Annotated in this window: 10 protein-coding genes; 3 read left to right on the top strand and 7 right to left on the bottom strand. The window is 51.0% G+C overall.

Annotated features, from left to right (window positions below):
• Positions 1-140: 140 nt before the first annotated feature.
• The 7 genes from ppiD to bolA all read right to left on the bottom strand — a co-directional run bounded on the left by ppiD (position 141) and on the right by bolA (position 9,478).
• Positions 141-2,012: a peptidylprolyl isomerase gene (gene ppiD / locus ACJ9Y9_RS05360; protein WP_028017639.1), complete on the bottom strand. Its 1,872-nt coding sequence runs from the start codon at positions 2,010-2,012 to the stop codon at positions 141-143.
• 212 nt (positions 2,013-2,224) lie between these two features.
• On the bottom strand, positions 2,225-2,497 hold the full coding sequence (gene hupB, locus ACJ9Y9_RS05355; protein WP_002444653.1) for a nucleoid-associated protein HU-beta: 273 nt from the start codon (positions 2,495-2,497) through the stop codon (positions 2,225-2,227).
• A 210-nt stretch (positions 2,498-2,707) separates the two neighbouring features.
• A complete protein-coding gene (lon, locus tag ACJ9Y9_RS05350; RefSeq protein WP_028017640.1) occupies positions 2,708-5,062 on the bottom strand; it encodes an endopeptidase La in 2,355 nt (784 codons plus the stop codon).
• Positions 5,063-5,245: 183 nt separating this feature from the next.
• The gene (gene clpX / locus ACJ9Y9_RS05345; protein WP_028017641.1) at positions 5,246-6,520 is read right to left on the bottom strand and encodes an ATP-dependent protease ATP-binding subunit ClpX; all 1,275 of its coding nucleotides are present in this window, start codon (positions 6,518-6,520) and stop codon (positions 5,246-5,248) included.
• 127 nt (positions 6,521-6,647) lie between these two features.
• On the bottom strand, positions 6,648-7,271 hold the full coding sequence (clpP, locus tag ACJ9Y9_RS05340) for an ATP-dependent Clp endopeptidase proteolytic subunit ClpP (protein ID WP_020885210.1): 624 nt from the start codon (positions 7,269-7,271) through the stop codon (positions 6,648-6,650).
• A gap of 260 nt (positions 7,272-7,531) precedes the next feature.
• Complete coding sequence (gene tig, locus ACJ9Y9_RS05335) at positions 7,532-8,830, bottom strand: trigger factor (protein ID WP_028017642.1); 1,299 nt, start codon at positions 8,828-8,830, stop codon at positions 7,532-7,534.
• 330 nt (positions 8,831-9,160) lie between these two features.
• Positions 9,161-9,478, bottom strand: a complete 318-nt coding sequence (bolA, locus tag ACJ9Y9_RS05330; RefSeq protein WP_013095855.1) for a transcriptional regulator BolA — start codon at positions 9,476-9,478, stop codon at positions 9,161-9,163.
• A 305-nt stretch (positions 9,479-9,783) separates the two neighbouring features.
• On the opposite strand from bolA, the gene ACJ9Y9_RS05325 reads away from it, so the two are divergent.
• The 3 genes from ACJ9Y9_RS05325 (at position 9,784) to cyoA (ending at position 13,318) form a co-directional block, all read left to right on the top strand.
• Positions 9,784-10,362, top strand: coding sequence for a lipoprotein (locus ACJ9Y9_RS05325; protein ID WP_028017643.1), 579 nt, complete (start codon positions 9,784-9,786; stop codon positions 10,360-10,362).
• 45 nt (positions 10,363-10,407) lie between these two features.
• Complete coding sequence (gene ampG / locus ACJ9Y9_RS05320) at positions 10,408-11,883, top strand: muropeptide MFS transporter AmpG (RefSeq protein WP_028017644.1); 1,476 nt, start codon at positions 10,408-10,410, stop codon at positions 11,881-11,883.
• 478 nt (positions 11,884-12,361) lie between these two features.
• Positions 12,362-13,318, top strand: a complete 957-nt coding sequence (cyoA, locus tag ACJ9Y9_RS05315; protein WP_028017645.1) for a cytochrome o ubiquinol oxidase subunit II — start codon at positions 12,362-12,364, stop codon at positions 13,316-13,318.
• The last annotated feature ends 1 nt before the right edge of the window (position 13,319 follow it).

Raw genomic sequence — 13,319 nt, 5'->3', positions numbered from 1 at the left:
CTCCTTGTTTGTTGACAGCCACACCACGATAGCCGCCCCGGAAAACAGGCACAAACGACAGATAACAGAAATGGAAAAGGCCGCGAAAGCGGCCTTTAGTTTTTGCAGAGCGTTACGAAAATCTGCGAGCAGTTACGTAATTATTGCTGCTGAGTCATCACATCGCCCAGCTTAATCTTGGCTTCTTTACGCAGGTTGCTCATCATCGCCTCGAAAGCAATCTGGGCGTTGTTCTGAGTAATCCCCTGAACCATCGCTTTCTTCTGCGCTTCTGGCATCGTGCCGGCTTTCACTTCATCCAGCGCCAGCAGAACCACATTGCCCTGCATATCCGTTGTGGTACCGAAGCTCGGTTTGTCTTTTGCTGGCAGGGAGAGACCAAACGCAGCCTGGCTGATTGGATCCTGACCGGTACGGCTCAACGTTTTCGCCTCACCGAAGCTCAGGCCAGCGGCTTTCAGCGCGTCCTGTTTGCCCGCTTTCAGATCAACCAGAATCTTCTCCGCATCCAGTTTCGCCTGTTGTTCAGCTTTGTTGTGCTTAACCTGGGCGACAATCTGATCCTTCACTTCCGTCAGCGGTTTAATCGCTTCTGGTTTGTGCTCGCTGACACGCAGAACAAATGCACGATCGCCGTCAACGGTAATGATGTCAGAGTTACTGCCAGGGGTGCCATTCTCGCCCACCAGACCACCGTTGAAGATGGCATCAGAAACCGGTTTGAAGTTCAGCTCTTCCGGCAGGTTGTCACGTCCAAACCAGCCCGTCTCAACCGCTTTCACACCAGCCGCCAGCTCTGCACCAGCCAGAGACTCGTTGTCGTTGCTGGCGGCATCGCTCACTTTCTGCTGCAGCGCGTAGTAGGCATCCAGCGCTTTCTCTTGCTTCACTTTCGCCGCGATATCATCGCGAACCTCAGTCAGTGGTTTGGTTTTCGCAGGGATAATATCGTCCAGACGCACGACCAGGAAACCAACGGAAGACTTGATTACGCCAGAAAGCTGGCCTTTGTCTTTCAGACCGGCATTTTTCAACTCATCAGGGGTCGTTGCATCTTCCAGCCAGCCCATATCACCGCCGTTTTTCGCGGAGATAATATCGGTGGATTTCGCTTTCGCGACGGTGGCGAAATCAGCACCTTTGCTCAGTTCGTCCAGAACAGCCTTAGCATCTGCTTCCGTTTTGGTCTGGATCACGCTGTAGCGGTTACGCTGCGGCTGAGTGAACTGATCCTGATGTTGATCGTAGTAAGACTGGATTTCCGCATCTGACGCAGTTTCCTGCAACGCTGCAGCATCCAGCTTGATGTAGCTCACACGGAACTGCTCCGGAGAAATAAAGGAATTCTTATTCTGCTCGTACCAGGCATTAACGTCAGCGTCGCTCACCTGCTGTTTCGCGGCCAGGGCATTCACATCAATGGTCGCTTCACGTACAACGCGCTGCTGCGACACTAATGCTGCCAGTTCATCCGTTTCACCTTTGAGCATGAAATCGGTACCCACGACGGCATTGATGAGCTGCTGGGTGGTTAGCTGGTTACGCAGCGCCTGAGCGTACTGATCGGCCGTCATCCCCATCTGGCTGACGATGCTGTTGTAACGTGCGTTGTCGAATTTGCCGTTAGACTGGAAGGCTTGTGTAGAGAAGATGGCTTTTTTCACCTGCTCATCACTGATGCCCAGACCCAGTTTTTTTGCATACTGATCCAGCAGCGCTTCGTCGATAAGACGGTTCAGTGTCTGTTGGCGCAGGGTCTTCATATACCCTTCGTTCGCCGCCAGTTCAGAGAATTGGTCGCCCAGCTGTTGCTGCATACGGTTACGTTCACCGGCAAAAGCATTCTCGAACTGACCACGGCTGATTTCCTGGCCATTCACTTTTGCGGCATAGTTCGCGCCACCGCCAATAAGGTAACTGCTCACGCCGGTCAATATGAACGACACGATAATGATACCGAAAATAATCTTGAGCACGAGACTGTTAGCAGCCGTGCGTAAGCTGTCCATCATGGTGTAACAACACTCCGCTGTAGGTGACTGGTTACCTGACGCTGACGGAAAATCCTGCCCGTCGCGCGTGAAGGCGTATTGTGACAAGAAAACGGGGCGATTGTCAGCCCACAACTCGCATAAACTCGCACAAATCAGGTCTGGACAAACAAAAAAGGCACATCAAATGATGCGCCCTTGTACTATTCAGCTTCCCTGAATCGGGAAAGCAATCAGTTTACTGCGTCTTTCAGCGCTTTACCTGCACGGAAACCCGGCACTTTAGCAGCAGCAATGGTGATCTCTTTACCGGTCTGAGGGTTGCGGCCAGTACGGGCAGCACGCTCTTTAACAGCAAAAGTACCGAAGCCTACCAGTGCAACGTCGTCCCCAGCCTGCAGAGATTCAGTAACAGAAGCAATTAATGCATCTAACGCACGTCCAGCTGCAGCCTTAGAAATATCAGCACCAGCAGCAATTTTGTCAATCAGTTGAGATTTATTCACTGTTCTCTTCCTCTCTTTATAATTTATATCGCGCCTGAATCCTTCACAACGCGACCGCGCAGCAGTTATATCAGGCCTGCCATGACCTTACAACACCCGTTGTTGATGGCTGACCTAATCAGCAATCTAAATTAGCTATACAAAAAAAGGCTGGCAAGTGCGAAATGACTTACCAGCCTTGTTTTTATTGACGCTCTTTGCGCGAGGTCACTATTTTGCGGTTACAACCTGCATTCCGGAGGGTTCATTCTGCAGTGCGAGACTAAGAACTTCCTCAATGCGTTTAACCGGATGGATCTGCAGATCGGCAATTACGTTGTCCGGAATCTCTTCCAGATCGCGTTTATTCTCGTAAGGAATCAATACCGTTTTGATCCCACCACGATGTGCAGCCAGCAGTTTTTCTTTTAATCCACCGATTGGCAGCACCTGTCCACGCAGGGTAATTTCCCCCGTCATCGCCACATCGGCACGCACCGGGTTACCTGTCAGACAGGAAACCAGAGCGGTACACATGGCAATACCCGCGCTTGGGCCATCTTTCGGCGTCGCGCCTTCAGGAACGTGCACGTGGATGTCGCGTTTTTCGTAGAAATCCGGGTTGATACCCAGTTTTTCCGCGCGCGCACGTACCACGGTCAATGCAGCCTGAATGGATTCCTGCATCACTTCGCCCAGAGAGCCGGTGTAGGTCAGCTTGCCTTTACCCGGTACACAGGCGGTTTCGATGGTCAGCAGATCGCCACCCACTTCCGTCCATGCCAGACCCGTCACCTGACCCACGCGGTTTTCGTTGTCCGCGCGACCATAGTCGAAACGCTGAACGCCGAGATAGGCATGCAGATTGTCGCCGTTAATCACAATGTGTTTCAGGCTCTTATCCAGCAGCAGCTGTTTGACCGCTTTACGGCACAGTTTAGAGATTTCACGCTCAAGACTACGCACGCCCGCTTCACGGGTGTAGTAGCGGATGATGCCAATAATCGCGCTGTCCTCTACGGTCAGCTCGTTGGCTTTCAGCGCGTTACGCTCAATCTGTTTCGGCAGCAGGTGCTGCTTAGCGATGTTCAGCTTCTCATCTTCGGTATAGCCGGAGAGACGGATCACTTCCATACGGTCCAGCAGCGGGGCCGGAATGTTCATGGAGTTGGAGGTCGCCACGAACATCACATCGCTCAGGTCGTAGTCCACTTCCAGGTAGTGATCGCTGAACGCCACGTTCTGTTCTGGATCAAGCACTTCCAGCAGCGCAGACGCAGGATCGCCGCGCATGTCCGATGACATTTTGTCGATCTCATCGAGCAGGAACAGCGGGTTTTTAACGCCCACTTTCGCCATCTTCTGGATCAGTTTACCCGGCATAGAACCAATGTAGGTACGACGGTGACCGCGGATTTCCGCTTCATCGCGTACACCACCCAGCGCCATACGGATGTACTTACGCCCGGTCGCCTTGGCGATGGACTGACCCAGAGAGGTTTTACCCACACCAGGAGGTCCTACCAGGCACAGAATTGGGCCTTTGATTTTGTTTACACGGCTTTGTACCGCGAGGTACTCAAGAATACGATCTTTCACGCGTTCCAGGCCGTAGTGGTCGGTATCGAGGATTTCCTGGGCCTGACGCAGGTCTTTTTTGACCTTGCTGCGGGCGTTCCACGGAACCTGCACCATCCACTCAATGTAGCCGCGTACAACGGTCGCTTCAGCCGACATTGGAGACATCATTTTCAGCTTCTGCAATTCCGCTTCCGCTTTCTCTTTTGCCTCTTTTGGCATCTTCGCCGCGTCGATCTTGCGCTTCAACGCTTCGTTTTCGTCCGGCGCATCGTCCATCTCGCCCAGTTCTTTCTGAATAGCCTTCATTTGCTCATTCAGATAGTACTCACGCTGAGATTTCTCCATCTGCTTTTTCACGCGGTTGCGAATACGCTTCTCAACCTGCAGCAGATCGATTTCAGACTCCATCATCGCCATCAGATATTCCAGACGCTCGTTAACGTCGGACATTTCCAGAACGGACTGTTTGTCAGCCAGCTTCAGCGGCATATGTGCAGCGATGGTGTCCGCCAGACGGGCAGGATCGTCGATGCTGTTCAGCGACGTCAGCACTTCTGGTGGGATTTTCTTGTTCAGCTTGATATAGCCTTCAAACTGGCTGATCGCGGTGCGTACAAGCACTTCCTGCTCGCGTTCATCAAGCTGAGGCGAATCAAGGTACTCTGCCTTCGCAGAGAAATGTTCGCCATTGTCAGACAGAGTGGTAATACGCGCACGCTGCAGGCCTTCTACCAGCACCTTGACGGTGCCGTCAGGCAGCTTCAGCATCTGCAAAATAGAGGCCACGGTCCCGACGGTGAAAAGATCGTTTACACCCGGCTCATCCGTTGATGCTTCCTTCTGCGCCACCAGCATGATTTTTTTATCATGATCCATGGCAGCTTCAAGGCAACGGATAGATTTTTCCCGCCCTACAAATAAGGGTATGACCATGTGCGGATAAACCACCACATCGCGCAACGGCAATACGGGGATTTCAATGCGTTCAGAACGCTCAGGATTCATAGAGCTCTCTCTTAGTTTAGTGTCCGCCAGGTAAGCTGGTCATGTAACAGTACTTCACACAACCATTAACATGTATCCAGTATATGGGGATGTTTCCCACACATTCAACGCCATGATTACGGAAAAAGTAAAGGGGAGATAAAATCCCCCCTTTTTGATTAACTGCTTGTATGTTTTGGTGAATTATTCGCCAGACGCCTGCTGCGCTTCCGGTTTGCCGTAAATCAGTAACGGTTTGGTTTGACCGCTAATGACAGACTCGTCGATAACCACTTTTTCGACATCTTCCATCGATGGCAGATCGTACATGGTATCCAGCAGCGCCGCTTCTACGATAGAACGCAGACCACGCGCACCGGTTTTACGAATCATCGCTTTTTTAGCAATCGCATCCAGCGCTTCGTCACGGAACTCCAGATCAACACCTTCCAGATTGAAAAGCGCCTGATACTGTTTAGTCAGCGCATTTTTCGGCTCTTTCAGGATCTGGATCAGCGCCTCTTCACTCAGCTCATTGAGTGTGGCCACAACCGGCAGACGACCAATGAATTCAGGAATCAGACCGAATTTGATCAGATCTTCTGGTTCAACCTGAGATAGCAGTTCGCCTTCGTTCGGTTTTTCTGACGTCGATTTCACCGTCGCGCCAAAACCAATGCCGGAGCCGGTTTCAACACGGTGGGAGATAACTTTATCCAGACCCGCAAACGCACCACCACAGATGAACAGGATCTTGGAGGTATCAACCTGCAGGAACTCCTGCTGCGGATGTTTACGACCACCCTGTGGTGGAACGGCCGCAACAGTTCCTTCGATCAGCTTCAGCAGTGCCTGCTGTACGCCCTCGCCTGACACATCACGGGTAATGGACGGGTTATCAGATTTACGAGAGATCTTGTCGATCTCATCGATGTAAACAATCCCGCGCTGGGCTTTCTGTACGTCGTAATCGCACTTCTGCAGCAGTTTCTGGATGATGTTTTCTACATCTTCACCCACATAACCCGCTTCGGTCAGAGTGGTAGCGTCCGCCATGGTGAACGGAACATCCAGCAAACGCGCCAGAGTTTCAGCCAGCAGCGTTTTACCGGAACCGGTTGGGCCGATCAGCAAAATGTTACTTTTACCCAGTTCTACGCCATTGCTGGTATCACCGTTACGCAGACGTTTGTAGTGGTTATATACCGCTACCGCCAGTACTTTCTTAGCCTGCTCCTGACCAATGACATAATCGTCAAGGTGATGACGAATTTCATGCGGAGTTGGCAGCGCGCTACGCTCACGGTGTGGCGCAACTTCTTTAATCTCTTCGCGAATGATGTCGTTACATAAATCGACACATTCGTCGCAGATATACACGGACGGCCCGGCAATCAGTTTACGCACTTCATGCTGGCTTTTGCCGCAAAAAGAGCAGTACAGCAGTTTGCCCGAACCATCTTTGCGTTTATCTGTCATGAGTCCAAACCTCTTTTTAAGTTCTTTGTGCCGCACATGACGACGCAAATGCCATTCTAAGACGCAAGCTGCTCTCAGGCAGAGTGCCGCCCTACTTTAGTATAGCGGCACACTTGCGTCGCGGGCATCAATTACGATGGGTCAATACGGAGTCGACTAAGCCGTACTCAACTGCCTCTGAAGCAGAGAGGAAGCGATCGCGCTCGGTATCGCGCTCGATCTGCTCAAGCGATTGACCTGTATGCTGCGCCATGAGTTCATTCATGCGCGCTTTTACTTTCAGAATTTCACGGGCGTGGATTTCAATATCCGTCGCCTGCCCCTGGTAACCACCCAGCGGCTGGTGAATCATCACGCGGGAATTAGGTAAGCAGAAACGCTTGCCTTTAGCCCCTGCTGTTAACAGGAACGCGCCCATAGATGCAGCCTGACCCATACAGATAGTGCTTACATCAGGCTTGATGAATTGCATGGTGTCATAAATGGACATACCTGCCGTAATCACGCCACCCGGGGAGTTAATGTACAGGTAAATGTCTTTTTCCGGGTTTTCCGCTTCCAGAAACAGCATCTGCGCCACGATCAGGTTAGCCATGTGGTCTTCCACCTGACCGGTCAGAAAGATAACGCGTTCCTTGAGCAGACGGGAATAGATATCAAAAGAACGCTCACCACGTGAGGTCTGTTCAATAACCATTGGCACCAGCGCCATATGGGGTGCAAAGTTATCTCGTTCGCCACTGTATGACATTTCCGTCTCCTAGATCAAAATTGAAAACACCTGCTGTACTGATTGTAACCTTACGGACGGATTATCAGCCAGTCTCATTCATCGTGATTACACACTTATGGGGTTCACTGTGCCCTATTTCAAGCATAACAACCTTTTGTTGTTACGCTAACACTGAAAGGGCGTTTTAGCACTCTTCCTGGGCTATTGGTGTGATAAAAAAAACCCGCTGCCACAAGGCAACGGGTTTTCTGTTCAAACTTTAAACCTTTGGGGTGAAATTACGCCTGCTGGTTCATCAGTTCATTGAAAGAGGTCGCTTTTTCGGACACTTTAGCTTTCGCCAGTACCGCTTCAACAGCCTGCTCTTCCAGTGCGACATTGCGCATGTTGTCCATCAGCTCTTTGTTTTTACCGTAGAACTCGATAACTTCTGATGGATCTTCGTATGCAGACGCCATCTCTTCGATCAGGCCTTTCACACGCTCTTCGTCAGCTTTCAGCTCGTGGGTACGAATGACTTCGCCCAACAGCAGGCCAACAACAACGCGGCGTTTAGCTTGCTCTTCGAACAGCTCACGCGGCAGTTCCATCGCTTGCTGCTGGTTGCCACCGAAACGCTGTGCAGCCTGACGGCGCAGCACGTCGATTTCGCTGTCGATCAGGGCAGCTGGAACGTCGATGTCGTTCGCTTTCACCAGACCTTCGATCGCCTGAGATTTCACACGGTTACGCACAGCGCCGTTCAGCTCGCGCTCCATGTTTTTACGCACTTCTGTACGCAGACCCGCTACAGAACCATCTTCCACGCCGAAACGTTTGATGAATTCTTCAGTCAGTTCTGGCAGTTCGCGCTCTTCAACTTTCTTCAGATTGATAACGAACTTGGCCGCTTTACCTTTCAGGTTTTCAGCGTGGTACTCTTCAGGGAAGGTCACATCAATAGTGAATTCTTCGCCAGCTTTGTGGCCTTTGATACCGTCTTCGAAGCCTGGGATCATACGACCCTGACCCATTGCCAGTACGAAATCAGACGCTTTACCGCCTTCGAACTCTTCGCCGTCTACAGAACCGGTGAAGTCGATGGTCACACGGTCTTCCGCGTCAACAGCGCCTTCTTTCTCTTTCCAGTTCGCCTGCTGCTTACGCAGGGTGTCCAGCATGCCGTCAACATCTTCGTCAGTCACGGACACAATCGGTTTTTCAACTTCGATTGATTCCAGACCTTTCAGCTCAACTTCCGGATACACTTCGAACTCTACGGAGTAGGTGAAGTCTTCGCCCAGTTTGTATTCGCCTGGAACGTAGTTTGGCGCGCCGGCCGGATTGATTTTTTCTTTGATGATCGCATCAATAAAGTTACGGCTCATCAGTTCACCCAGCACATCCTGACGCACGGAAGCGCCATAACGCTGAGCAACAACATTCATTGGTACTTTGCCCTTACGGAAGCCGTCAATACGTACTTTTTTTGCTACGTTGACCAGCTCGCTTTTCACAGCAGTTTCGATGCTGTCAGCAGCGATAGTAATCGTTACACGGCGGCCAAGGCCTTGAGTGGTTTCAACTGAAACTTGCATCTTGTTACCTCAAAAAAATCACAGTGCTCGGTCAACTCTGAATCTGTCTGTTATACCGGGATGCTCTCTTAGTGCAGATTCACATTCCCTGTCGCCAGAATCATCCCGAAGACATTCAATAAGACGCGGCATTATAGCGGCATCACTTAGGTGAGTCGAGAACGGTTGGGGCATGTTGCTGCGGCTTTTTTCACACTTTAAGGCTATTTTTAGCCTTAAAATCGCACCATCCGCTCAAAACTCAGACAAAACAAAACGGCCCGGAGGCCGTTTTGAGGAAATCTTTAAGCAACATACTGGAAAAACTCCAGCCGTTGCAAATCCGATTTATCAGGCGATGGTGCCAGCACCGCGGCAAGGCGGCGATGCGAAAACCGTATCCTGCAAACCTTCCCATTCCTTAATGGTGTAGGTATGCAATGCCAGCGCATGTACGGTTGTGGAGAGTTCTTCCGTCAAGGTGCTGTAGATCAAGCGGTGTCGGTTCAGGAAACGTTCTCCCGTGAAGCGATCGCTAACCAGAACCACTTTAAAGTGGCTTTCAGAACCTGCCGGCACGTTATGACGATAGCTTTCGTCGACGACTTCGAGGAACACAGGGTTGAACGCTGCCCTTAATTTATCTTCTATCTGCTCACGTATCATCATGAAATTACTCCTCCGACAACGCCAGGATGTCACCCATCCCTTTAAATGTTAGCCGCTTTTACCGTTTCCATTACACCTTGACAACAAATATTTAGCTTTCGTCTGATTTTCTCATTCAAACGAATGAAGTTAACTGTGTGGCTCATACCTTTTGTCATTCACACGAGGTGAAAAAGGGTGCAAAGGTCAGTTTTCAGACAAGGCGATGAATTTACATGCGTTGACCACTTCCCCTGACCGTTGGCGATGTTATGATGGCGGCAATTTTTCTCTCTATATGCTTACGATTCGTTGAGAACCTGAAAATGTTAAAAAAACTCTTCTTTCCGTTGGTAGCCCTTTTTATGCTGGCAGGCTGTGCGACTCCGCCTACCACCATTGATGTCTCACCAAAAATTACCCTGCCTCAGCAGGACCCAAGCCTGATGGGGGTTACCGTGAGTATTAACGGTGCCGATCAGCGTCAGGATCAAGCGCTGGCAAAAGTGACCCGCGATAACCAGCAGGTAACGCTGACTGCATCCCGCGACCTGCGCTTCCTGCTGCAGGAAGTGCTGGAAAAACAGATGACTTCTCGTGGCTATATGGTTGGCCCAAGCGGTGCGGTAGATCTGCAGATCATCGTGAACAACCTTTATGCTGATGTTTCTCAGGGTAACGTTCGCTACAACATCGCCACCAAAGCGGATATCGCCATCATTGCCACCGCGAAGAATGGCAACAAGATGACCAAGAACTATCGCGCGAGCTACTCTGTAGAAGGCGCGTTCCAGGCATCGAATAAAAATATTGCTGATGCGGTTAACAGCGTGCTGACGGATACCATTTCCGACATGGCGCAGGACACCAGCATTCACGACTTCATCAAGCAGAACGCGCGTTAATCCTGCTGACTGACCCGGTTTTTAGCCGGGTCAGTTTTTAAGAACATGTCCAGTCATTACTTACGCATTTTCCAGCAACCGAAATCAGCGATTCTGCTGATCCTTGGCTTTGCCTCCGGTTTACCTCTCGCGCTCACTTCAGGCACCTTGCAGGCGTGGATGACCGTCGAGAATATCGATCTTAAAACTATTGGTTTCTTCTCACTCGTCGGCCAGGCGTATGTCTTTAAGTTCCTGTGGTCGCCGGTGATGGATCGCTACACCCCACCGTTTCTCGGCCGCCGTCGCGGCTGGCTGGTTATGACGCAGGTGCTGCTGCTGCTGGCTATTGCCGCCATGGGCTTCCTGGAACCGTCAACTCAACTTCGCTGGATGGCCGCCCTTGCGGTGGTGATCGCCTTCTGTTCCGCGTCCCAGGATATTGTGTTTGATGCCTGGAAGACGGACGTGTTGCCTGCTGAAGAACGTGGAGCTGGTGCGGCCATCAGCGTGCTGGGCTATCGCCTTGGCATGCTGGTTTCCGGTGGGCTGGCATTGTGGCTGGCCGACCGCTACCTTGGTTGGCAAGGCATGTACTGGCTGATGGCCGCCCTGCTGATCCCGTGTATTATTGCCACCCTGTTCGCCCCCGAACCGAGTGATGTCATCCCGGTTCCCCGCTCTCTGGAACAGGCCGTCGCCGAACCATTACGCGATTTCTTTGGCCGCAACAACGCCTGGCTGATCCTGTTGCTTATCGTCCTTTATAAGCTGGGCGATGCCTTTGCGATGAGCCTGACCACCACCTTCCTCATTCGTGGTGTGGGTTTTGATGCGGGTGAAGTGGGCGTGGTGAATAAAACGCTGGGGCTGTTTGCGACCATTGTCGGGGCACTTTATGGCGGCGTGTTGATGCAACGCCTGACGCTGTTCCGTGCGCTACTGATCTTTGGCATCCTGCAAGGCGCATCCAACGCAGGCTACTGGCTGTTGTCAATTACCGACAAACATATGATCAGCATGGCCGCAGCGGTGTTCTTTGAAAATCTCTGCGGCGGTATGGGGACCGCGGCATTTGTCGCCCTGCTGATGACCCTGTGCAACAAGTCATTTTCCGCCACGCAGTTCGCACTGCTCTCGGCGCTCTCTGCCGTTGGCCGCGTGTACGTTGGGCCAATTGCCGGCTGGTTTGTAGAAGCCCACGGTTGGCCAACGTTTTATCTCTTCTCCGTGGTGGCTGCCGTGCCGGGTATTTTATTGTTGCTGGTCTGTCGCCAGACGCTGGAATACACCCAACGGACGGAACACTTTATGCCGCGCACTGAATATCACCGCGCTTACCGTTTCGCGTTACGTCTGTTAATGGCGGGTTGCTTCGCGCTGGTGCTCTGGCTTGTGGTGCTCATTATTAATGCCAGCACCTCTATGGCACTTCCCCTTGTAACCCTTCTGCTGGATGCCGGAGCTCTACTGGCTGTCGCCGGGATCCTGATCGGGGGTCTGCTCGATTTCATGGCTCTGCGTAAAACGCAGATGACCTGAAGAGAAATGCGAAAGGTTATTTCCCGTTGTAATCACTAAACGAAATTATAACGGTGAAATAGCCGCCAGCCGCTGAAAAAAATAATTGTTGTTTTGTGCGGGATAAAATTTGGAAATTATTGGAGCCTGTTCCAAAACACTATTTTTCATTAACCGATTCAGCATCAGATAGTTTGATTTTTCGTTTTTTATATGTCTCTTTATTGATAATTAATTGTTAATTTTTTGTTTATTTTCAACAATGGTTATACCAATTGCCCCTTTTAGGGTATGCTTGGGGGTCCTTTCGTTATAAAGCCCTTGCCATGCGGCTTCGGTCATAAAAACCGACATAATTTGCAACACTTGTGACACGTGCGGCAGAACCCGGTAACACCTTCCTGACACAGTCCTAATGATGTTTACAGTAATGTAACCTTCCCGTAAAATGCCCGCACACTTTAAACGCCACCAGACTCCGTGGAATTGAGGTCGTTAAATGAGACTCGGGAAATACAATAAAAGTTTGGGATGGTTGTCATTATTCGCGGGCACTGTATTACTCAGTGGCTGCGATTCTGCACTACTAGACCCCAAAGGGCAGATTGGACTGGAACAACGTTCACTGATATTGACGGCTTTTGGCCTGATGTTGATTGTGGTTATTCCTGCCGTTTTGATGGCTGTTGGTTTCGCCTGGAAGTATCGTGCGAGCAATAAAGATGCGAAGTATAGTCCTAACTGGTCACACTCCAATAAAGTGGAAGCTGTGGTCTGGACAGTGCCTATTCTGATCATCCTGTTCCTTGCCGTGCTGACCTGGAAAACCACTCACTCCCTCGAACCTAGCAAACCGCTGGTTCATGATGAAAAACCGATTACCATCGAAGTGGTCTCCATGGACTGGAAATGGTTCTTCATCTATCCGGAACAGGGCATTGCTACCGTGAATGAAATCGCCTTCCCGGCGAACACTCCGGTTCAGTTCAAAGTGACCTCCAACTCCGTAATGAACTCCTTCTTCATCCCGCGTCTGGGTAGCCAGATTTACGCGATGGCCGGTATGCAGACTAACCTGCACCTGATTGCCAATGAAGCAGGCACCTATGATGGTATCTCCGCCAGCTATAGCGGTCCGGGCTTCTCAGGTATGAAGTTCAAAGCTATTGCGACGCCAGACCGTGCCGCTTTCGACCAGTGGGTTGAAAAAGCGAAACAGTCTCAAAACACCATGTCTGACATGGCGGCGTTCGATAAAGTGGCTGCACCTAGCGAATACAACAAGGTGGAGTACTTCTCTAACGTGAAACCTGATTTGTTCAAAGACGTTATTGGCAAATTTATGGATCACGGTAAGAGCATGAACATGTCCCAGCCAGAAGGCGAGCACAGCGCGCACGAAGGTATGGAAGGTATGGAAGGCTTGGACATGAGCCACGCGGAAACCGCTCACTAAG

This window comes from Enterobacter sp. CPE_E1241, from assembly GCF_045618265.1.
Lineage (GTDB): Bacteria > Pseudomonadota > Gammaproteobacteria > Enterobacterales > Enterobacteriaceae > Enterobacter > Enterobacter adelaidei.
The sequence above is the reverse complement of the archived record's forward strand: the minus strand, read 5'-3'. Positions and strand labels throughout refer to the sequence as shown.